General features: G+C 40.6%; 18 protein-coding genes. 10 read left to right on the top strand and 8 right to left on the bottom strand.

Going from position 1 to position 24049, the window contains the following annotated elements:
* The first annotated feature begins 114 nt into the window (after window positions 1–114).
* From ACLCDV_RS03345 to ACLCDV_RS03325, 5 genes are all read left to right on the top strand, one after another.
* A complete protein-coding gene (locus ACLCDV_RS03345; RefSeq protein WP_317668453.1) occupies window positions 115–1635 on the top strand; it encodes a RagB/SusD family nutrient uptake outer membrane protein in 1521 nt (506 codons plus the stop codon).
* The gene (locus tag ACLCDV_RS03340; protein ID WP_317668454.1) at window positions 1629–3482 is read left to right on the top strand and encodes an alkaline phosphatase; all 1854 of its coding nucleotides are present in this window, start codon (window positions 1629–1631) and stop codon (window positions 3480–3482) included. Before ACLCDV_RS03345 ends, ACLCDV_RS03340 begins: the two co-directional genes overlap by 7 nt.
* 164 nt (window positions 3483–3646) lie before the next feature.
* Window positions 3647–5440: an alpha-L-fucosidase gene (locus ACLCDV_RS03335; RefSeq protein WP_411972908.1), complete on the top strand. Its 1794-nt coding sequence runs from the start codon at window positions 3647–3649 to the stop codon at window positions 5438–5440.
* A 212-nt stretch (window positions 5441–5652) separates the two neighbouring features.
* On the top strand, window positions 5653–7548 hold the full coding sequence (locus ACLCDV_RS03330) for a sensor histidine kinase (protein ID WP_411972907.1): 1896 nt from the start codon (window positions 5653–5655) through the stop codon (window positions 7546–7548).
* A gap of 149 nt (window positions 7549–7697) precedes the next feature.
* Window positions 7698–8105: a response regulator gene (locus ACLCDV_RS03325; protein WP_286778496.1), complete on the top strand. Its 408-nt coding sequence runs from the start codon at window positions 7698–7700 to the stop codon at window positions 8103–8105.
* Window positions 8106–8208: 103 nt separating this feature from the next.
* On the opposite strand, the gene ACLCDV_RS03320 is transcribed toward ACLCDV_RS03325, so the two are convergent.
* On the bottom strand, window positions 8209–9984 hold the full coding sequence (locus ACLCDV_RS03320; protein WP_411972906.1) for an aminopeptidase P family protein: 1776 nt from the start codon (window positions 9982–9984) through the stop codon (window positions 8209–8211).
* 247 nt (window positions 9985–10231) lie between these two features.
* Between ACLCDV_RS03320 and dacB the strand changes: the two genes are divergently transcribed.
* The 5 genes from dacB to ACLCDV_RS03295 all read left to right on the top strand — a co-directional run bounded on the left by dacB (window position 10232) and on the right by ACLCDV_RS03295 (window position 17906).
* Window positions 10232–11656 carry a D-alanyl-D-alanine carboxypeptidase/D-alanyl-D-alanine-endopeptidase gene (gene dacB, locus ACLCDV_RS03315; protein ID WP_411972905.1) on the top strand — a complete coding sequence of 475 codons (1425 nt, stop codon included), beginning with the start codon at window positions 10232–10234 and terminating at the stop codon, window positions 11654–11656.
* 93 nt (window positions 11657–11749) lie between these two features.
* Window positions 11750–14032: an NADP-dependent malic enzyme gene (locus tag ACLCDV_RS03310; RefSeq protein WP_120333576.1), complete on the top strand. Its 2283-nt coding sequence runs from the start codon at window positions 11750–11752 to the stop codon at window positions 14030–14032.
* A gap of 32 nt (window positions 14033–14064) precedes the next feature.
* On the top strand, window positions 14065–14646 hold the full coding sequence (gene ruvA / locus ACLCDV_RS03305; protein WP_317668460.1) for a Holliday junction branch migration protein RuvA: 582 nt from the start codon (window positions 14065–14067) through the stop codon (window positions 14644–14646).
* A 746-nt stretch (window positions 14647–15392) separates the two neighbouring features.
* A complete protein-coding gene (locus ACLCDV_RS03300; protein WP_411972904.1) occupies window positions 15393–17249 on the top strand; it encodes a beta-N-acetylhexosaminidase in 1857 nt (618 codons plus the stop codon).
* Window positions 17250–17429: 180 nt separating this feature from the next.
* Window positions 17430–17906, top strand: a complete 477-nt coding sequence (locus tag ACLCDV_RS03295) for a GAF domain-containing protein (RefSeq protein WP_046672350.1) — start codon at window positions 17430–17432, stop codon at window positions 17904–17906.
* A 132-nt stretch (window positions 17907–18038) separates the two neighbouring features.
* On the opposite strand, the gene ACLCDV_RS03290 is transcribed toward ACLCDV_RS03295, so the two are convergent.
* The 7 genes from ACLCDV_RS03290 to hisH form a co-directional block, all read right to left on the bottom strand.
* Window positions 18039–18641: a hypothetical protein gene (locus ACLCDV_RS03290; protein WP_411972903.1), complete on the bottom strand. Its 603-nt coding sequence runs from the start codon at window positions 18639–18641 to the stop codon at window positions 18039–18041.
* Between the two features lie 31 nt (window positions 18642–18672).
* Complete coding sequence (locus ACLCDV_RS03285; RefSeq protein ID WP_411972902.1) at window positions 18673–19893, bottom strand: LVIVD repeat-containing protein; 1221 nt, start codon at window positions 19891–19893, stop codon at window positions 18673–18675.
* 124 nt (window positions 19894–20017) lie between these two features.
* Window positions 20018–20920, bottom strand: coding sequence for a WD40 repeat domain-containing protein (locus tag ACLCDV_RS03280; RefSeq protein ID WP_317668465.1), 903 nt, complete (start codon window positions 20918–20920; stop codon window positions 20018–20020).
* A gap of 300 nt (window positions 20921–21220) precedes the next feature.
* The gene (hisIE, locus tag ACLCDV_RS03275) at window positions 21221–21805 is read right to left on the bottom strand and encodes a bifunctional phosphoribosyl-AMP cyclohydrolase/phosphoribosyl-ATP diphosphatase HisIE (RefSeq protein WP_075990989.1); all 585 of its coding nucleotides are present in this window, start codon (window positions 21803–21805) and stop codon (window positions 21221–21223) included.
* Between the two features lie 124 nt (window positions 21806–21929).
* Window positions 21930–22682 (bottom strand): imidazole glycerol phosphate synthase subunit HisF, encoded by a 753-nt coding sequence (gene hisF, locus ACLCDV_RS03270; protein ID WP_317668466.1) that lies wholly within the window; start codon window positions 22680–22682, stop codon window positions 21930–21932.
* A 1-nt stretch (window position 22683) separates the two neighbouring features.
* Window positions 22684–23436, bottom strand: coding sequence for a HisA/HisF-related TIM barrel protein (locus tag ACLCDV_RS03265; RefSeq protein WP_411972901.1), 753 nt, complete (start codon window positions 23434–23436; stop codon window positions 22684–22686).
* Between the two features lie 12 nt (window positions 23437–23448).
* Window positions 23449–24048, bottom strand: a complete 600-nt coding sequence (gene hisH, locus ACLCDV_RS03260; RefSeq protein ID WP_317668468.1) for an imidazole glycerol phosphate synthase subunit HisH — start codon at window positions 24046–24048, stop codon at window positions 23449–23451.
* Window position 24049 lies beyond the last annotated feature (1 nt).

Genomic DNA, 24049 nt, shown 5'->3' with positions numbered 1-24049 from the left:
CTTATCGATTATTAAAACGAGAAAAATAAAAAGGATGAAACCGAAAAATAAAAGTTGTCATTCACAGACGGGCGATTTTAAGCAGGTTTTATCAGTCATTAAAAAAATAAAACGATGAAAACGAATATCAAATACCTTGCAATAGCAGCAGTAGCACTTTTTGCATCGTGCGAAAAACAGTTGGATATATCGCCTGAAGGTTCTCCTTCCGCGCAGAATTTTTGGAAAACCGAACAGGATGCCATCAAAGCAGAGGCTGGTATGTATGAAAAATACAATGAAGAGGATTATTATGGCCGCGGAATGTTTTGGTTTATTAATGCCAGTGACGACATGGTAACAGGGCGTAACAAACCGGAAGCCGATAATATCAAAAATTTCAACCGCAATTATATCGGTGGTGGTTATACCGAATCGCAATGGAGCATGCGCTATGCGATTATAAAAAGAGCTAACGATATTATTATCAATGTTCCCAATATAACCATGGATGAAGCGCGAAAAAAACAGATCATTGGCGATGCCTATTTCAATGCAGGTCTGGTTTATTTTCAATTGGCTGCAAACTATGGTAATGACAAAGCTGGAATTCCGATCGTTAAACCTGAAACTGATGCAACCGTACCCGTACCCCGTGCTAACAATGTCAACGAGAACTATGATTACATTGCTTCTTTATTTCTAAAAGCTGCGGAGAACCTTCCCTATTTCTCAGACATGAATACCTCAGATTACGGTAAAGCGCACAAAACTGCGGCATGGGCCTATTTATCAAAAGTATACCTGTACAAAAAGGACTATACCAATGCGGCCAAATATGCAGATATGGTGATCAATTCGGGCAAACATGATTTACTGCCTAATTTTGTCGATGTATTTAAAGCTGCCAACAACTGGTCCAAAGAATATATCTGGTCGGTGGTCTGTACGCCAAATGGTGGCGGTACTGGATGGGGAAGTAAGCTTCCTGGAGTTATGCTCACCAACAAGGCCTGGGGAATCTACAATGGCTGGGGCTATTATCTACCGACAAAAGAACTGTATGATTCTTTTGAATCTGGCGATCTACGCCGTGAAGCAACAATCTTGAAACCTGGAGACAAATTTCAGTTTTTCGGCAATGAACGCACTTTCACAAAAGACGGCGGCGCTACATCCAATTACCAATTCAAGAAATACATGGAGCCGTTTTCTTATAAAGACCCTATTCCAACACATGTCAATCCAAATGGAGATAACGGCACTACAGATCTAAATGTTCCATTGATGCGCTATGCCGAAGTACTATTGATCAAGGCTGAAGCCGCCATTAACTTAAATGGTTCCGGTGCTGGCGATACTGAATTAAATAAGATTAGGAAGCGGGCCGGTTTAGTCACAAAAAGCGGAATGACCCTTGTAGATTTAAAACGTGAGCGCCGCAATGAGCTTGCTGGGGAATGGGCAGACCGTCACCGTGATTTAGTTAGATGGGGTGATGCACAAGCTACCTATGCCAAACCTTTACACGATTTCGATGGTACGGTCATTTGGCCAGCTAGAAATTTCAATCCGCAAGTACATGACGTGTGGGCTGTTCCACAACGCGAGATCGACAACAGTTCCGGTGTCATTAAACAAAATCCAGGATGGTAAAAAACAATAAATTAATGTGGCTGCTATTTGCCGGCCTAAGCATTCAGTCAGTTTCTGCACAACAGAAACTGACTGCAAATGCAGGTCACAGCCACAATGATTACAAACAACAAATCCCGCTGTTGGAGGCTTACTATGCTGGAATGGGTTCTATCGAAGCGGACGTCTTCTATCGCAATGGAGAGCTTTACGTTGCCCATGAAAGCAGTGAGATCAAACCAGGGAAAACACTAAAAAAACTTTACATCGACCCTTTAATTGCTTTCTTTAAGGAAAACGGCAATAAACCTTATGCCAAACCAGAGCAGACCTTGCAGCTCGTGATTGACATCAAAGAAAATTACGAACAGGTACTGTCTAAATTGTTGGCCGATTTGAAGGGAAACGAATCTATATTCGACCAGCAGAAAAATCCTTCCGCCATTAAAATTGTCGTCAGCGGTGAAATCCCGCCGCCCGAAAAGTTCGACAATTACCCATCGATGATTTATTTTGATGGCCGGCCGGAAAAAGATTATACACCGGCACAGCTCAAACATATTGGGATGATCAGTCAGGATATTAAGCAGTATTCTGTCTGGAATGGCAAAGGGACCCCTACTCCACCCGACCTTGAAAAGATGAAATCTGTGATAGACAAGGCGCATAAATTGGGTAAACCTTTTCGTTTCTGGGCAACAAAAGACAGCCCCAATAGTTGGAAAGAGCTTGGTCACATGGGGGTAGACTGGATCAATACAGACCATCCTACTGCGCTTAAGAATTTCTATTTAAACAACGCCAAAGTCGAATATGCAAATCCAAAGGCCTACGTTCCCTATCAGCCAACCTATAAAAATGATGGTGCAACGAGCAAGGTCAAGAACGTTATTTTACTCATTGGTGATGGCATGGGATTGGCCCAAATACAAGCGGGTTTAAGTGCCAATTTTGGTCAGTCCAATATTATCAATATGAAACATATTGGCCTTTCACGCACCGAAGCATCCAATTCGGATTTTACCGACTCCGCTGCGGGTGGGACAGCTTTGGCTACTGGACATAAAACCAATAACCGTTACATTGGCGTGGATGCCGACGGTAAATTGTTGAGCGCTATTCCCGACACACTTGCTCAACACGGGATCAAAAGTGGGATCATCAGTGCAGGAGATATTACAGATGCTACTCCGGCTGCATTTTACGCACATCAGATCGATCGAACAATGTCGCAGGAAATTGCGGCAGATTTCAAGAATAGCCACGTGGATATCCTAGTTGGATCCCGTCGCGAAAGCTTCCTCAACAACAAGGATAACACGCTGATGAAGCAACTGACCGAAAAAGGGTATCAGCTTCAGCAAAATTTAGACGACTTTGAAAAAGCGACATCGGGCAAACAGTTGGTACTCCTCGCTGATTCGGCGACAAGGAGAATACTCGATGGACGCGGAGAAATGTTAAAAAATTCGCTCTCAAAAACGATTCAGCTTTTGTCTAAAAATAAAAATGGCTTCTTTATCATGGCCGAGGGTGCACAAATTGACTATGGAGCCCATGCCAACGATCTTCCCTATGTTGTTACCGAGCAACATGACTTTGACCGGCTTGTCGGGGAAGCCCTAAAATTTGCGGACCAAGATGGTGAAACACTAGTCATTGTCACGGCAGATCACGAAACTGGCGGACTCTCCCTATTGGATGCCAATTATAAAAAGGGAACCGTTAGGGGCAATTTCAGTAGCGATGACCACACCAATATTATGGTACCTGTCTTTGCTTATGGACCGGGTGCGCAAAATTTTATGGGCATTTACAACAATACAGCCGTTTTTAAAAAGATTATCCAAGCCTATAACTTGAAATAATCGTTTTAAAGTTTTCACAACATGAAACCCCTTAGTTTAAATACGAGGGGTTTTCACTTTTTCACCGACTACATTCCATAGTTTACAACCACTCCAAAATCCAATTTAAGGATCGATATTCGATTTTTTGCCTATCTTGTAAGTCAAAAAACAGAACAACCTTTATGATACCATCAATCAAGCGACTACTGATTTTGTCATTATTGCTATTCAGTATTTCGGCCAAACTATTTGCACAAACTTCTGAAAAAGCCTCTTGGTTTAAAGATGCCCGCTTTGGCATGTTCATTCATTGGGGACTATACAGTGCGGCAGAAGGCATGTGGAAGGGTGAGCCTTTACGTTATATGAATAACTATGCCGAGTGGTTAAGATATCGCAACCGCGTTTCCAAAGAAGAGTACGGTACCTTGGCAAAACGTTTCGACTGGAGTAAAATAGATCCTGAGCAATGGGTTCTTCTAGCAAAAGAGGCTGGGATGAAATATATCATCATCACCGCCAAACATCATGATGGTGTTGCCCTTTGGGACACAAAAGTTGGTGATTATAGTCTCCCAAAATTGAGTGGTTCCAATCGGGATGTCATCAAAGATATCGCAGAGGCCTGTAGAAAGCACGGCATGAAATTAGGCTTTTATTATTCCCATTGGATAGACTGGGAACATCCATACGGCTGGAATCATCAACAGGAGCTGTCGGGACATGTTACCGATGCCCAATACAATCAATATTGGCAGGAAAAAGTTATCCCTCAACTTCGCGAACTGATGACCAACTATGGCGACATTGCCTTGATATGGTTCGACATGTGGATCCCTTATCAAAAGTCGATCATTAAAAAAGAACAATTACTACAGGTTGTCAAACTGATCCGTGAACTACAGCCTAATTGCCTGATTAATTCCCGTCTAGGTCTTCCTACGGATGCGGAGAATGTGGATTTTGAGACATTAGGAGATAACCAATTTGGCAGCAATTACATTAACCATCCATGGGAGACACCGGGCACCATCGCGCATTCATGGGGTTACAACGGTCAGGAGAATGAATGGAAATCGACCAGTCAAATTTTCCAGTCATTAATCTCCAATGTAAGTCTCAACGGGGGCTTCACCTTAAATATCGGGCCACGCGCCAACGGAACAGTTCCCTACGAAAGTATCAGTCGTCTGCACGAAGTTGGAGATTGGCTAAACAGCTATGGAGCGGGCATCTATGGCAGTACCGGCCTTGATCTCAAAAACAACCACTTCGATTGGGGTTACCTCACAACCAAAAAAGAAGGGCAAAAAACAGTCGTATATGCGCACGTCTTTAATTGGCCCTTAGATCATACACTTCGGATTACAGGAATCAAATCGACCCCAGAACAGGTTTCACTGATGAAGGGAAGTGTATCTACGGCGCTAAAATTTGATCAAAGCCTCAGTCTAATCCATATCCAATTACCTGACGCGCAACCTGACCACTATGTTTCAGAAGTTAAATTGACTTTTAACACCCCGCTAGAATTGGACAAAAATACAATCCCGGAATCAACCTTTGGTGGTTTTTCCCTGAAATCAACCAATAGCCTCAACCAAGGACTCAAAATTGTACGCTATAACGGCAAAAATCCAACGCATGCGATCCTGACGGGTGATACGAAGATTGATTGGGAGGTAACCATCCCTGAAGCGGGCGTCTACTCACTCGATCTCTCAGCGCATAATCCCAATAAACAAAACAGTGTTTTTGAAGTCAGCACTGCCAACCAGCAGTTGAAAGGAAGCTTTGCCCCTACAAACAAAATGGTGGTTGAGCCCAATGAAAACAACTATACAGAAGAATTTGTCGAAAACCGTATCGGTAAATTTAAATTCGATAAGCCCGGAAAATATGTTGTAACCTTTAAAAGTAAAGAATTACAGCCACTTTGGTTTAACTGGATTTGGCTCGAAAAAAGTAAGAATTAAACATAAGTTCCTAGGTACAGAAGATGTAAAATACCAGCAAGCAGATTACTATGCGCACATAACAATCTGCTTGCTAGTAATTTATACAAAAAGTTACATATTTTAATATTTATTTATTATTTTGGGGTAAAAGTTACCAATTTTGCAAATAGGGGCTAACAAGCCACTTAATGCTTATAAATGAGAAAATTAACCCTAAACATTGTTGGATAATGCATCTGCAACGGGACTCCTTATCTGTGCTTTCTGACCAAACTGTAAATACAAGGTTGGAAGGATTAATCACGACCGCAGAAGACGGTACTATTCTACAGTTTAACAAACGTGCGCAGGAGCTTTTTGCCCTTAAAACCACAAAAGAGATCAATAAGATACATGAGCTTACAACATTTTATACCGCAGATGATCTTTCTATACTACCGCCCACAGAAACACCATTTTTCATCGCCCTTTCAAAAAACCAAAACCAAGACGAAATTATCCTAGGACGAAAAGAAGACCAAGGATTCAGCTGGTACCAATTCAATATACATTTTATTGTCGAAGACAATAAAAAAGGTCTTCTGATTTCGTTTATCGATGTATCCAAACTGGTCAATAAAATTCACATTCTGAAGGATAAACAGGAACAACTTCAACTACTTGTCGCCTCATTAAATGACATCGTATTTGAGGTAACAGATACAGGGATATTTAAAAACTATTGGACCAATAATCCCGAACTCCTGTTTTATAGGCCAGAAGAATTTTTGAACAAGAGTCTAACTGAACTTTTTCCTCCTGATCTAGCTATCCCTACCGTCCAATTGATACAAAATTCATTAAAATTGGACCGCGAACTTAAAATGGACTTTCAATCCAACTTAAAAGAGCACAAAGACAAATGGTACCGTCTACAGATAAAGCCGATACATAGGGCGCAAAACCGCGTAGCCTTGGTTATCTCGGATATTACAAAACAAGTCGAGTCCAATGAAAAGAGTAAATTCAATGAACACAAGTTTAATCAAGCATTTTATTTATCTGGCCTGGGAATCTCTTTGACGAGCCTCGAAGGTTATTGTATAGAATCTAATAAGATGTTAACCAAAATTCTTGGTTATTCTCATGAAGAAATGTCCAAAACAAAGTTTACGGATAGAACACACCCAGACGATATAGACAAAGACGTTGAACTTAGAGCAAAACTTGTCAGGGGTGAAATCGAAGCATTTACGCTTCAAAAACGCTATCTACATAAATTAGGGCATTTTGTATGGTGTTCTGTAACGGTTGCTGCAGTTTTTGATAATGCCAATGCCGCACAATTTCTGATCGTCCAGGTTCAGGATATCTCAGAATCAAAAAAGAATATCGAAATCCTAAAAAGACAAAAGATTGAATCGGATCTAGTCAAAATAGATCTTGAAACCAAAATACGACAACTGGAAGAATTTGCGAACATCCTCGCTCATGATCTCAAGGGCCCGCTCAGCAATATACAGATGCTTATTGACGAAATCAAGGTAACGGATGATGAAAAAATAAAGGCTAATTTTATGAACCTTTTGCATGTGAGCAGTAATGACCTGAATGAAACATTGCATGATCTTGGCGGAATACTTGATATCAGGTCAAACAATTCACTGATTTACGAAAAATGCGATTTTTTAGACATATTCAAAAAGGTACAACAGCAATTTATTGAGGAAATACAGCAAAAAAATGCGACTATTTCGGTTGAATTTAATGTGAAAGATATCTATTATCCTAAGATCTATCTAGAAAGTATCTTAAGTAATCTGCTGAGTAATGCACTTCGATTTACAGCAACAAATAGAGCCCCAAAAATCGAAATACATACCCATCTTGAGCCAGAAGGAACATTATTAACGGTGAAAGACAATGGGTTGGGCATTAACCTGCCAAAGTACAAATCTGAGTTATTTATGTTCAAAAAGGTTTTCCACCGTGGATTTGAGAGTAAAGGTGTCGGACTGTTTCTCATTAGATATCAGATCGAATCATTGGGTGGAAAGATCGATGTACAAAGTGAAATCAATACTGGAAGCACATTTTATGTCAAGTTCCTGGAAAAAATATATACCAATACGCTGATACAACAATAAAGAAGAATAGTGCTCGAAATTTTCGGCTGAAATTGGCCGTTTGGAATTCTGACCGGAGGACCTCATAAGTGCAAGAAAACAGCACTGTCAATCAACAGCGAAAACGGATTTATTGGCACGATGAAAAACAAACATAAATCTGAAAGACCATGAACCTTGAAACTAAAAGAACGATCATTCTTATTGATGATAATGCTATTTTACGTACCATTTTCGGCCATATGCTACAGGGGTTTACCGAATATGAAATTGCCTTTCATGCTTTTAAAAATGCCTTGGACGCATTAGACTTTTTAGACAAAAATGATATTACACAATCGCCGATAAAACCCATACTGTTTGTGGATATCAATATGCCTTTCATGACGGGCTGGGAATTAATGGATACACTTGAAAACCGCACCGACTTTATCAAGCACACCAAGATCTTTATTGTCAGTTCCTCAACGAGTAAAAGCGACCAGGAGCAACTTGCAAACTACCCTTTTATCAGTGGCTTCATCCTGAAACCTTTTGGGAAAGAGTCTATCTATCAGATCTTGAAAGAAAACGATTAAAAAAGCCCTCAAAAAGAATTTCACTTATTATTGAGGGCCATTTATTTTGACAACTTATTGTTGTGGAAAGCGGGTGTCCGCTTTCGTTATACTTTTTGAACGATTAAATCGCCTGACACTTGTCTGCCAACCAATTCTTTTCCTCAACCGTAAGATGAGTCGATAATTGATCAAATACCCACTGGTTATAGTTATTTAGCCAGGCAATATGTTTCTTATCCAATAAGGATTTTTCGATTAGATCGGTTGCGATATAACATACGGTTAACGTCTCAAAGTCAAGGAAGTCTCCAAATTCGGAAGAACCTGCTTTACGGGTCAACACGAGGTTCTCAATGCGAATACCATGTTTACCTACGCGGTATAATCCAGGTTCTATTGATGTAATCATACCTGGCTCAACAGCAACATCTATTGCAGCAGCATTGAACACTTGCGGACCTTCGTGTACGTTCAAGAAAAAACCAACACCATGTCCGGTGCCATGTCCGTAATTGCGTAATGTTTCCCACAATGGACGACGCGTAATCGCATCGATCTGATAACCACGTGTTCCGGTAGGGAATACAGCTTGCGAGCCTTCTATTGTTCCCTTAAGCACAAGTGTGTAATCCTCTTTCTCCTCCTGCGTCAGCCCCCCAAGCGTTACGACACGTGTAATATCTGTTGTACCCGTGTTATATTGCCCACCCGAGTCTACCAACAATAAGCCTTTAGATTGTAATATATAGTTTGATTTTTCATTAGCCGAATAATGTGGCAGGGCACCATGATCCAAATATCCAGCAATCGTCGTGAATGAGACATCAACGAAGCCATCTTGACTTTCGCGGAATTCACGTAATTTGGCTGCGATGGACAATTCAGACAGTTCGCCCGAAGAAACATTTTCTTCCAACCACTTAAAGAAACGTGTCAAAGCGACCCCGTCTTTTATAAACGTATGGCGGTTATTTTCAATTTCAACTTTATTCTTAATCGCTTTTAAACTTGTTGAAGGATTTATTTTCTCAACAATCTTCACCTGTTTAGGTACACTGTCGAAAACAGCAAAACAGGTACGCTTAGGGTCAATAAGAACTGAAGCAACATTCAATGTAGGAATCGTTGTAAAGATATCTTCATAGGCTGCCACATCTACGCCGTAACCTTTAAGTTCTTCTATTGCATGCGCCGTCAATTTCGAAGGTTCGATGTAAAGTGTTGCATGTTCAGCAGTGATCAATACAAATCCCAACACAACAGGGTTACAAGGCACATCTTGACCACGGATGTTTAATAACCAGGCTAAATCATCCAAAGAGGAGATCAGATGAGCCTCTGTTCTATTCTTTTTCATCTCGGCACGTACCGCCTCAATTTTAGAAACAGTAGACTGCCCCGTGATATCTTCGGGCAACAGATAAGCCTGCGCCTTGGGTAGCTCTGGTCTACCCACCCAAAGGGATGACAGCAGGTCAACATGACCATCCACTTTAATTTCCAATGGCTCCAAAGTGTTCTGAACAGATTGAGCGACCAATAAAGAAGCAAGATTGCCATCAAAAGCAACTTTTGAACCCGCAGGCAATTTCTCAGCCAACCAATCGGCATATTCCGCAGCTCCCTGAGCTTTCAATTTCACCAATTCAAAACCTGTTCCCTCCAATTGCTCCACAGCTTGTACAAAGTAACGGGAATCTGTCCAAAGACCAGCGAAATCTTGTGTGATAGCTAAGGTACCTGCAGACCCGGTAAAATCCGAGGCCCAAGCAATACATTTGTAACGTTCTGGTAAATATTCACTGATATGAGGATCTGATGACGGAATAATATATCCATCGATTCCTTGAACCTTCATCGCCTCACGAATGGCAGCTAATTTTTCGATATGCTTCATGTCGTCTATACAATTTTATGCAAGTTAGGATTTTTTAGGGTCGAATGCCTAACTTTAGGGCAAATAAAACAAACGAAGAATAACGAGCACGTTTTGCTTAAATGATAGCCTCTGCTCGATATATCTCGATATATAATTATAAATCCGATAAAATATCCATGATTTCAAAACATGAATTAAAATAACCGTGTTAACAGGATCAACAAAGATAGGCTGGATATACCATAGAACAATAAAAAGATGCTATATGAACCAATTTCTGCTAAGTACCATTGCTTTTTCCACTTACGCGTTAGCGACCGTTACCACTCCACTATTTGCGCAGGATCTTCGCAGTAAAATCCAGGATGCTTTTACGCAGTTTCAAAATCAGGAAAGCCTCAGGAATGGTTTGAGCTCACTGGTAGTTTTCGACGGAAAAACAGGCCAGACTGTATTCGCGGCAAATGAAAATATTGGACTAGCAACTGCGTCCACCATGAAGGTAATCACTTCCGCGACGGCCCTGGACTTCCTGGGCAAGAATTTTCAGTTCAAAACAACGCTGTATTATACAGGCGAAATCGACGAGAACGGTGTGTTAAATGGAAATATTGTTGTGACAGGCACCGGAGACCCGACCTTGGGGAGCTCGCGCTATCCCGAGACACAGGCTGCAACGATATTGAATAAGTGGGTCGCAACGATCCAAAATGCAGGTATCAAAAGTATTCAAGGGGCTATCATCGCCGATGATCGGCTTTATAATGGCAACCAGCTTCCGGGTGGCTGGATCTGGACTGACATGGGCAACTATTACGGTGCGGGAATTTCTTCGCTCAACTGGTGTGAAAATGCCTTTGGCATCAATTTTCAGCCAAACACGAAAGTTGGAGCAAAAGCCGAGATCGTCAATTATACAGCACATGTTCCTTACCTAGAAATTATCAACGAGACAACGACAGGAAAAACCGGCAGTGGTGACAATGTATATGCCTATTCGGCCCCCTATTCGACTAAGATTTTTGTGCGTGGATCTTACGGACAAGATCTCAAAAAAACAATCGAGCTATCATCGCCGGACCCCGCTTATGACCTCGCTTATCAACTCAACGACGTATTAAACAATAACGGTATTGTTGCCAGCGAAGGGCCTGCTACTGGGACAAAGATGGATTCAGTCGATGTTTCAAAAAAACAAACCCTGGATATCCACCTATCCCCAACCTTAGATAAAATTGTCTACTGGTTTAACCAAAAGAGCATCAATCTCTATGGAGAAGCCCTATTGAAAGCGATCGCTTATACAACAGCGGGTAAAACAGGTACCGACGATGGCGCCTATTATATCCAAAAATATTGGAATGCCAAATTAGGCATAAAATCCAGTGAACTCAATAGTATGGATGGTTCGGGACTATCCCCTCAAAATCGAGTGACCACAGCAGCGATGAATAAGATTATGCAGTATGCACAAAAACAAAGTTGGTACCCTGCTTTCTACGAAAGTCTTCCCACCTATAACAATATGAAGATGAAAAGTGGAACAATCGGCGGCGTACTTGGTTATACAGGTGTACATACCAATAAAACAGGACAGTCATTTACCTACACTTTACTGGTTAACAACTATGCTGGCTCGGCCTCCAGCATGCGTCAACAAATGTTTAAACTGTTGGATGTCCTGAAGTAACATATTATTGTCTAATTATAATAAGATATTGGCAAATATTTCCAATTATCAAAAAGAATGATAGATTTGTAGCCTTAAATTAATAAAATCGTAATGAGTAACACTAATCGTAAACAGGCAGCGTTAAACTACCACGCAATGGGTAGACCTGGTAAAATAGCTGTTGTTCCGACCAAACCAACAAATTCGCAAAGAGACTTATCATTAGCATATTCTCCAGGTGTAGCGGAGCCATGTTTGGCTATTGCTGAGAACAAAGAAGATGCTTATAAATATACCGCAAAAGGAAACCTTGTTGCTGTTATCAGTAATGGTACAGCAGTATTGGGCTTAGGCGATATCGGCGCCCAAGCTGGTAAACCAGTTATGGAAGGTAAGGGTTTATTATTTAAAATTTTTGCCGACATTGATGTATTTGACATCGAAGTAGACACCAAAAATGTCGATGAGTTTGTCAACATTGTCAAAGCATTGGAGCCTACTTTTGGAGGGATCAACCTGGAAGATATCAAAGCACCGGAATGTTTTGAAATCGAACGCCGTCTAAAAGAAGAAATGAACATCCCAGTGATGCACGATGATCAACATGGTACGGCAATCATCTCAGGTGCAGCATTGATCAACGCCTGTGAAATTATCGGTAAAGATATTTCAAAAGTAAAAATCGTCGTCAATGGTGCTGGAGCAGCTGCAATGTCGTGTACAGCCATGTATATTTCAGTAGGTGCCAGCAAAGAAAATATTGTGATGCTGGATAGCAAAGGTGTAATCCGTACTGATAGAGAAAATCTAGACAGTATGAAAGCACAATATGCAACAGATCGCGATATTCGCACCCTGGCAGATGCTGTAAAAGATTCGGATGTATTTATCGGTCTATCGGCAGCAGACGTCATGTCGGCAGAGATGTTGTTATCGATGGCTCCAAACCCAATTGTATTGGCAATGGCAAATCCAAATCCTGAGATTGCTTACGATTTGGCGATGGCAACACGAAACGATATTATCATGGGTACAGGTCGTTCAGATTATCCCAACCAAGTAAACAATGTATTGGGTTTCCCATATATCTTCCGTGGTGCTTTGGATGTACGTGCAACAGCAATTAACGAGGAAATGAAAATTGCCGCAGTGCGTGCAATTGCAGATTTGGCGAAACAACCTGTTCCAGAAGAAGTAAATCAAGCCTATAACACGAGTAATTTAAAATTCTCGGAAGAATATATCATTCCAAAACCTACCGATCCGCGTTTGATCACTGAAGTTTCCATGGCTGTTGCGAAAGCTGCCATCGCATCAGGTGTAGCAAAGACCGTAATCGAAGATTGGGATCAATACAGCGATGCGCTACGTAAACGTCTTGGTAAAGATGATGCGATTATGCGCAATTTAACTATGGCTGCTAAAAGAGATCCTAAACGTGTTGTGTTTGCAGAAGCAGACAATTACAAAACGTTGCGTGCGGCACAGATTGTTAAAGAAGAAGGTATTGCAATTCCGATTCTTTTAGGTAGAAGAGATAAAATCGAACGTTTAATCAAAGAATATGCTTTTGAATTGGATGGTCTTGAAATTATCGACCCAGTTGCTGAAGTCGACAACGAAACGGAGCGTTCGAAGAAATTTATTGAGCATCTTTACATCAAAAGACAACGCCGTGGTATATCGAAATACGATGCCCGTAAGTTGATGTACGACCGCAACTATTTTGGTGCCTCTTTAGTGGAATTTGGTGAAGCTGATACCCTAATTTCCGGTATGACCAAAAATTATGCAAATACAATCCGTCCGGCATTACATGTAATCGGCGCGAAACCAGGCAGCCGTGTCGCAGGTATGTACATGATGCTAACTAAAAAAGGACCAATCTTCATGGGTGATACAACCGTGAATGAAGACCCTACAGCACAAGAATTAGCAGACATTACCCTGTTACTGGATAAAGCTGTGAGACGCATGAACATTCAGCCACGTATTGCATTACTATCTTACTCTAATTTTGGTTCAAGTGAAGGAAAAACGCCAACAAAAGTGAGAGCAGCAGCGCAGATTCTACACGATCAACATCCAGAGATTATTGCTGATGGTGATTTACAAGCAAACTTCGCCCTAAACAGCGAAATGTTGACAGCAAACTTCCCTTTCAGCTGCTTAAATGGAAAATCTGCAAATACACTCGTATTTCCTAATTTGGAGTCCGGAAATATCGCTTATAAATTATTGCAAGAAGTTGGTGAAGCTGAGGCTGTAGGTCCAATCCTTTTGGGGATGAACAAACCGATTCACGTATTGCAATTGGACAGCTCTGTGCGCGAAATCGTCAATATGGTTACCATTGCCGTAGTAGATGTACAAGCACATCTTAAAAATTTATAGAATCGCTTAAAATCTTCCTATATTCGTATACTATGTACGAATATTTCAATGGAAAATTAGCATATAAAGCCCCCACTCATGTTGTTATTGACGTGAGTGGGATTGGTTATTATGTCCACATCTCTCTTTATACCTTCTCCCAAATCAAGGATCAGGAAAATTGTAAACTATTTATTTCACTTCAAGTTCGGGAAGATTCACATACGCTTTATGGCTTTGCGACAGAAGGCGAGAAAAAATTATTCGAAAATTTGATCTCTGTTTCCGGTATTGGCCCCAATACAGGCCGGATGATCCTATCGTCAAACACACCGGATGAGATCCAGTCTGCCATCGTCAATGGCCAGGTTGCCCTAATTCAAAAGATTAAAGGAATTGGACCTAAAACAGCACAACGTCTTATCCTGGAACTTCAGGATAAATTAAAAAAACAGGGTTTCGAAGCTTTGGCAGCACCTATCCAATCCCAATCTGTACCAGAAGAAGCTTTATCAGCGCTGGTTATGCTCGGATTCAACAAAGCCGCGGCAGAAAAGGTATTAAATACCATTTTAAAGACCGAAAGCAATCTTTCCGTAGAGGATATGATCAAATTAGCACTGAAACGACTTTAATGCATAAACATTTGCCCAACTCATCCCATATCAATCATTGGATGACGGATGTACGTTGCTAATGCTATAGCGCAAAAGATATAAAGGAACCTTCGGGTTCCTTTGTCATTTCCCGGACCTCAGTTTTGCAATAAATCGAGGCCTAAAAGGAAGCATCAAAACGGCGATTTATTCTTTACAAAGGCGTAGCAATTTCCTTTTTTCCCCTTTGACTTTTAGCTACAGCAAACGGACATTAAATAGGAACCAAATCCAGTCTTTTGACATTGCTTATTCAGTGCTTGTTCAGTGATTGTTCAGTGCTTGCTCAGTGATCAGTCAGTGTAGACTGAATAAACACTGAATGATCACTGTCTAAAAATTGATTAAATATTGTGATTAACCCGAACTTGGTATCAGCCATTATGACCATCTTCAATATGGTATTTAAGGGACTGTTACCAGAAAAGCAAATTCCGTTGTGCCCGTTACTGAACAGCTGCTCAGTAGAACACAGGTAGATACAGTTAAAAGACATAAATTTTTTCACCTAGATTTAGCTACTATTTCCCGAAGTAAAAAGCCCCTCTTTAACAGGCTAAACAAACGATTGATCTACCCTAAAAACGCGATCACACAAACTACTTCTAAGTGGCCAAAAACACCGTAAGCAGTGTTTTCATACCCTATTTGTTACATTTCCTCTTTGCTAAAACGTATTTATTCACCTATTTTTAGGACTTCTTATTTCAGTTATAATCTCACGCATGAAGAAACTATTTTCACTTGCGCTGGCTCTAAGTATAGGAGCAGCAGTATTCGCGCAAGAAAAGAAAGACGCTACCTTGAACATTGTGCCATTACCGCAACAGGTTCAAATTAAAAATGGTACGTTTAAAATCAACGCTAACACCAAAATCGCCTTTGATAGCGAAGAGGACAAAAAAGTTGCAACGCTGTTTCAGGATTTCCTAAAAAGCAACTACAATCTCACTTTATCAGTAGTGAAATCAACGAGCAGCAATACGATCTATTTCTCCTCCAAAAACGCAAAATCCACTAATGCTGAAGCGTATGAACTTAACATAAGTTCAGACCGCGCAACTATTAGCGGAAAAGCTGCCGGTCTATTTTATGGTATGCAGTCGTTGATCCAACTGCTACCTGTAGATAAAAAGGCCAGCATAGAAATTCAACAAGCTTCCATACAGGATGAACCTCGTTTTGCCTATCGTGGATTACATCTCGATGTTGGTCGGCACTTCTTCCCCATAGAATTTGTAAAAAAATACATTGATATTCTGGCATCTTACAAATTGAATACGTTTCATTGGCATTTGACAGACGACCAAGGCTGGCGTATAGAAATCAAATCACATCCAAAATTGACTCAAATTGGCGGTTACCGCAAGCAAACACTGCTGGGTAACTACAAGACAGATGGCGATTATGACAACACACCTTATGGTGGTTTCTATACCCAGGACCAAATCAAAGAAGTGGTTGCCTATGCAAAAGCTAAATATGTAACGGTTATACCCGAAATCGAGATGCCTGGACATGCATTAGCAGCACTTTCGGCTTATCCAGAATTGGGCTGTGGTGATAAGCCAGGACCTTACACAGCTGCTCAGACTTGGGGAGTGTTTGACGATGTATTCTGTGCCGGAAAAGAAGAGACATTCAAATTGTTGGAAGATGTAATTGATGAAGTCATTCCCTTATTCCCTAGCGAATATATCCACATCGGTGGTGATGAGTGTCCAAAAACGAGATGGAAAACATGTCCATTTTGTCAAAAAAGAATCAAAGATAACAACCTCAAAGATGAACACGAGTTACAGAGCTATTTTATCCAACGTATGGAAAAATACATCAATAGTAAAGGTAAACGTATCATTGGATGGGATGAGATCTTAGAGGGCGGTTTAGCGCCTAATGCGACGGTCATGAGCTGGAGAGGCGATCAAGGCGCAATTGATGCAGCCAATCAAGGTCACGATGTGATCATTACGGCAAACAGCTATGGTCTATATTTTGATCACAAACAAGGTCCTGATCAAAACAGAGAACCTTTAAGCATCGGCGGACTTTCCACATTGAGCAAAGTATATTCGTCAGACCCAATGCCTAGCAAAATTGCTGAAACCAACAAGAAACACGTTTTAGGTGTACAAGCAAATATTTGGACAGAGTATATTGGATCATCAAATAAAGTCGAATTTACAGTGCTACCACGCGTGTTGGCGCTTTCTGAAATTGCCTGGACACAGCCAGAGAAAAAGAACTGGAAAAATTTCTCAGAACAGCGTGCAGCAAATCAGCTGGCTAAACTTGACCAAACCAATATGTTCTATCGTGTACCGGAAGTATATGGCATAACAGATACCACTGTATATGCTTCGGAATATACGATCAAAGGTTTGAAACCATCTGTTGAAGGGGCCAAAATTTATTACACATTGGACAACTACGATCCTTCAGAATTGGATTTAGAATATACAGGTCCAGTGAAAATTACGGTTCCTAATAGTAAGGAACGTGTTTTCAAAGCCGTTGTTGTAACGCCTTCCGGCAAAAGAAGCAACTACATTCGGGTGAATATTATCAACACAAAGAAATAATAACATTTGCCTGATAAGAAAGCGCTAATATTCTGTTAACTTTGAACAGCGTATTAGCGCTTTTTCATTTCATGCAGGTTGGCACTCAATATGCCGTGAAGCTTTCCGGACAGGCAAAACATGCTTGGCAATTGTAATCCTGATAGCAAATGCATGATTATTTTTTTTACATAGATTTTTATGGCAGAGGATTTACAGATAGCTAAAGGTAGCAAAGAAGAACAATATCAAAATTTACTTCCTCAGATTGGAGGACTTTTACAAGGCGAGCCTAATCAAATTGCCAATTTGGCTAACATCGCTGCTGCACTGAAAGAACAATTCAATTTTTTCTGGGTTGGTTTCTATCTTGTTGATGGAGACGAGCTCGTATTAGGCCCTTTTCAGGGCCCCGTTGCATGCACACGTATCAAGAAAGGCCGTGGCGTATGTGGGGGTGCTTGGGCACAGGAAAAAACATTGATTGTTCCTGATGTGGAGCAATTTCCGGGACACATTGCCTGTAGTTCGCTCTCGCGGTCCGAAATAGTGTTACCCGTTTTTAAACAGGGACAGATTATCGGTGTGCTGGACGTTGATAGCAGTGAATTAAATAGTTTTGATGAAGTCGATGAGAAATACCTTACGCAGGTATTACAGCTTTTAGACAGCGAATAAGTAAGCTCCACAAAAAGAGTGAAATAGCGTTAGTATCGGCCTAGATTTGAAAAACGAACCCTATACTTACGCTATTTTTTTACATTTCATCCTATCGACACCTGTTAATACAAAAAAACATCCGATCGATACCTAAAAACCAAATCCTACCTGTAAAGTAAAACGGTGCAGATCATATTTTTTATCCATTTGTGTTGTTCCATATCCTATGCTAGTGTCTGGCAAACTTCCTGAGGGTCGCGTATAAGTCTCCTTTCGGCTATAGTGCTGATACCGGTATCCCGTTGCCAAAGACCAATATTTCGCTGAATTCTTAAATTTAAAGCGCCAACCCAGCTGTGGATTTACCAACAAGCCGCCCTGATATTCATATTTTAAATTGTTCTCGACTAGATTTTTATTCAAGAAAGCAAAACTATAGCCTAAATCCAATCCTGCAAAAAAACTACGTTTTCTGTCAGGGAATTCCACATAATTCACTTTGGCTGAGAGTGGTAAAAACCATTTTGATCCTTCATTGTTTACAGGATACCTATCCACCCCTGTATTTAAACCAAGAGCAATATTTTCATGGAGCTGCACCCCATGGAATGTATGCAGACCAAATCCAGATTCGAGAAAAGCTGGGCCATAAGTAATAACCGAAAATTCATTATGATTTGTATATTTTTTTGTTTGGGCATCAACAGTTAAATACCCGAAGAGAGCCAAAATGGCAATCGAAAGTCTTTTCATATCAGAATAATGAAGCGCTTAAAATAGTTTCTTAATTGGATCTAATAACAGGAATGATGCTCAATTCCTTCAATTTGGCTTTATTGCTATAATCGTATTGATGTACACCTTTTTCTCCAACAACGATCAGCGATTTTGGTCCAGCGATAACATCCATGCTCGTCAGATCTTTGTGAGTTTCTAAAAGCTTATTACCTATTTGGCTGACATCACTGGCATCGAATGACTTCAATCCAAATTTTCCATCACAGACATATAAGGTTTGGTCTGCTAGCGCCAGGCCATAGGGGTTCTCCAAAGTGAAGGTATTTTTCAACATCGGTTTTCTCAGATCTTGAATATCGATAACTTCCAACAAATTCTGCAGTCCACCACATACCACGCCTGCACGTAAGGTTACAAAGGCATATTTCTCATTGACAACGACAGGATCACAGGCACGAATATGTGCATAACGTGACAGTTCTACGGGAGCAGATGCCGTCGTGATATCATAAATCACCATGCCTGTATTGGAGCCGATAAACAGGCTGTTTTTAAAAGGAAAAATTGTTTCGATACCAGGGCCTACTTTGATATCCTTTACATAGGCCGGTTTACTTGCATTCTGTACGTTAAAAAGGTGTAATGTTGTTTGATCTACAGCATACAGGTGTTTATTGGCAATGGTAAATCGCGCCATAGATCCTCCTTTTCCAGATCCCGAATTGGTCTCATTATACACAATATCTTTTCGGCCATAGGGTGAATATTTATCTTTTTGGCTATAGCTTACCAGACTGTCCCGGAATCCTGTAATGATGCGATCGGCAGTGTTATTGAAGTAATCCATTTGAAGCAACATCTTAAACACATCCTTATTCCGTGTCAATAATTTGGGAGATGCAGGGTTTTCAAGATCGAAGGTCAACAGATCTGTAAAACTATCAGCATACAGTTTTCCATCTAGAACCGCAAGATCCACATTGCCAGGGATACTCAGGAACGATATCGCCAGAGGTTTTGACGGATCGACATTATTAAAAATATGAATACCTTTCCCCGGCTCATTAATAAACAGGTAATCTTGATAAATATAGATCTTTCCAGGTTGAACAATTGCGGTAGGACTACTTACGGGATTAGCTTTAGCCCGTATACTTTCCATTGTTTCAAATATGGGCACGCGAGCCAGGTACATTCCTTTACTTTCGATTTTATCACAGCCCGAAAGCGCTATACAGCCTAATAAGATAAGCCAAATTCTTTTCATAAAATATAACTATAAGGTCAATTAAATTTATAATTACCATAGTTAACGATATAATTATGAATTCGCTACAGAAGAAATCTATTTTTTTAACTGCTCAGTTAGTCCGTACCTTCTGCCCAATCTTTTATAAATGAAATTCCCATACCTTCACTAATTTGTCATCGCCGACACTAAAGAAATATTGTCCATTTTCGGACCATGCACCTGCGTTTACAGATAAATGATGGCCATCTTGCATCTTCTCGCGACTTATATTTTTCAATAGTGCGAAATCGGCTGTGGACCAAAATTTTAACGATTTGTCCCGACTGACAGTTGCAAAAATTGGTGCTTTAGGATGAGGATATATTCCGTATACGGTAAAAAGATGTGGTACAAAGGAAAAATGAGTTGTCAATTGATTTGGGTCTGAAATCACCAATTGCGCATCCCTCCCCCCACTTAGCAATTTATTATGGACAAATGCCAGCGACGTTGCGGGCATACTATGCAATTTTGATTCAGTAATAACATGAAAGTCAGCACTGTCCAACATATAAACTTGTCCATCTTTATCGCCCAATGCTATTCGTCCAAGTCCTTCATCAATTGCAATTGCTCGAATTGTTGTTGAGGATAAACGTTTTTCGTAAATATTTTTATACGTTTCCAAATCAATGACATACAATGTACCCTCTTCACCTACTGCCAGAAGCTCATTTTTCCAGGACATATAAGCCAATGCAAAAATAGCTTTGGTGCTTAGTTGTATGCTTGCTACAAGCTTTTGCTCTTCTACATGTACCAAAAGCAGCTTGCCTTCGCGCAAGGCTATGGCTAGAATGGGCGTTCCCGATATCATCCGTAAAGCGTAAACCGATGAACTTACCGCGCAGAGAATACGTTTAAACGCATTGTTTTCAATATCCCATTCAACAACACCCTTGTCGTTACCAGCGGTAAAAAAAGTATTCGGGTGGTAGCCCTTTTCTACACAAAAAATAGGGTTTTGATGTCCTGGTAATGTTGATTTTAATGTAATATCCATAGTAATTTCGGTAAAACTCATTCTCTATCCAGATCGCATAGTTCATATCTATTTTTTTATGCTGTAGGATTAAATTTTCCGCCGACCGAACTGTGATCCGCTAAAGATCAATACAGCAATACATAGTGTTCGTCGGTAGAAACAAGAAGTGCAGTATATCCACAAATATACTGCACTTCTTAGATTATTTTGTCATCTTAGCTTAAAGCCTTCTCCCGGCTCCGGATTTTATTCAACGGTGTTGCCATCATCCGATTTTAAGTGAGCAAGGAGCACGAGGTAAGATGTGCCATCAGCGACCTATTGATGTCTGCTCTCGAGGTTTTTCGCAATTGTTTCCAATGAAAATCCTTTCTCACGCAACAATACGATCAAATGAAACAGTAAGTCTGAAGTTTCATTGATAAAATCAGTATCTGTTTCTGTCAATGCTGCAATTACTGTTTCTACGGCTTCCTCGCCAACTTTTTGCGCAATCTTATTGATACCGCGAGAACGCAGGCGATTGACATACGATTCGTCAGAAGGGTGTTCATAGCGATGGTTGACAATACGCTCTAACTCCAACAGAAAGTTTTGGTTGAAGTCCGTACTGAAACAGCTTCTGCTCCCGGTATGACAGGTCGGCCCCATTGGTTCTGCTTTGATCAAAACAGTATCTTTATCACAATCAACATGGATGCTTTTTACATTCAAAAAGTTTCCACTCTCCTCTCCTTTTGTCCAAAGGCGATTTTTGCTGCGGGAGAAAAACGTAACACGTTTTTCTGCTTGTGTTTTCTCCCAAGCTTTCTCGTTCATATAGCCTAACATCAACACTTCCAACGTTTGGAAGTCCTGCACAATCACTGGAACGAGGCCGTCACTTTTTGCAAAATCTAACATGATTTTAGTATTTCAATTTTTAATTATTTTCGAAGAGCCATGAGCTCTCGTTTAACTTCTCCGGACTTCATTCAGCAAGTGTATGACTTACTGCTCTTTGCTCATCGGTCTTCAATCCTGTTTCCTATCTTACGACAATTCCATTTTGACGCAAGGTAGCTTTAAGATCGGGAATCAATATTTCACCATAATGGAACACCGATGCCGCCAGGGCAGCATCCACGTTAGCTTGTTGAAAAACATCCACAAAATGCTGTTGATTACCAGCTCCGCCAGAAGCAATCAGTGGAATATGAATCTGGTCGTTTATTGTTCTTAAAAAACCATTGTCAAAGCCATTTTTTGTTCCGTCATGATCCATTGACGTCAGCAGGATCTCTCCCGCTCCACGTTCCTGCGCTTCAAGAATCCAATCTGCTGTGTTCAATTCCGTCTTAATACGTCCGCCACTCAGATGGACAAAATGCTGACCTTCGATGGACCGGGTATCGACAGCAACCACAACAAATTGTGCTCCAAAAGCGGCTGCCATCTGATTGATAAGATCGGGGTTACGTACCGCCGCGGAATTGATGGAAATTTTATCTGCACCTGCATTCAACAGGATATCAGCATCTTTAATTTCATTGATACCACCGCCGATTGTAAAAGGAATATTCACCTGACGTGCGACCGCTTTGACTAAATCAATTGTCGTTTTCCGCTCCTCATGTGTCGCTGTGATATCCAGAAAAACAAGTTCATCAGCCCCTTGTTGAGAATATTCATAGGCCAATTCAACGGGATCACCCGCATCGCGCAGATCCACAAAATTGACTCCTTTTACAGTCCGCCCATCCTTGACATCCAAACAGGGAATTATACGTTTTGCCAGCATTTTAAAATCTGATTAGCGATTTTAAATTCCAATCTTTGATTTCATCGATCGAGATTCTATTTTCATAGATTGCTTTACCAACGACAACAGACTCTACTCCGCCCAATTCCTGAAGTTTCTGAATATCATCCATTGAACTGATGCCGCCAGAAGCAATTAACTTGATAATTGGAGAATGGCTCAACAACTTTTGGTACAATTCAACACCTGCGCCGCCCAATTTACCATCTTTACTAATATCGGTACATAAGAACCTAAAGAATCCTAAATCCAAGCATTTATCAATATATTCGATCAATTTGATTGGCGAGCTTTCCAACCATCCGGAGTATTTGATAACTTCATCCAATACGTCAATTGCGATAACGATGTGGTCTGCATATTTTACTTTACCTTCGTTCAGTGTAGCCAGTTCCTCCAAGAATGAAGGATTTGTGATTGCCTGTGTTCCGACAATAACACGATAAACACCTGCATCTACCAATTCTTTAACCTTCTCTATGCTTCTAACACCACCGCCATATTGAATCTTCATATCCGTCTTTTGGATGATATCAAATAAATAGGCCTGATTGCTGAAGTCTCCTTTTGCACCATTTAAATCAATGATATGGACGAGTTCCGTACCATTTGCACGGTAGGTTTCGATTTGCTCTTCTAAACTAATCGCATACGTTGTAACGTCATTGTAGTTACCCTCTCTCAAACGGACAACTTTTTTGTCCAAGACGTCTATTGCTGGAATGATATACATAGTCGAATATTTTTAATCAATTTGAATAGTTGAAAAATTGAGCAACAGCTGCTCTCCTGCTTTTCCAGATTTCTCCGGATGAAATTGTACGCCAAAGAAGTTGTCTTTAGAAATTGCAGCCGAAAAAGGCTGTCCATAGACACATTTTGCCGCGGTATATGTCGCATCGAATTCGATAAAGTACGAGTGGACAAAATAAAAATAAGTCTGATCTTCAATATGTGCAAATAAAGGACTATTTGTTGGCACGGAAACACTATTCCAGCCCATATGTGGTACTTTACCCGACTTTTCGGCATCAAAATGTAACGTCTTCAAAGGAAATAGCTTTAACATTTCGGCATTTCCTTCTTCTGAAAAAGCCGTCAGCAATTGCATACCAACACAAATCCCCAATACAGGCTTTTTTAGCTTTTTGATATAAGGCACCAATCCTGATTCCTGTAGTTTGTCCATTGCTGCGCCAGCATGCCCCACTCCAGGAATGATGATACGATCGTATTGATCGATCTCATCGGCTGTATTGACCATACCATAGGTAAGCCCAACACGATCCAGTGCTGCTGTCAAAGAGAAAATATTCCCTGCACCGTAATTAATAATTCCTATCATC

The sequence above is a fragment of the Sphingobacterium sp. Lzh-3 genome (assembly GCF_046764375.1).
In the GTDB taxonomy this organism is placed as follows: domain Bacteria; phylum Bacteroidota; class Bacteroidia; order Sphingobacteriales; family Sphingobacteriaceae; genus Sphingobacterium.
This window is presented reverse-complemented; position numbering and strand designations above follow the sequence as displayed.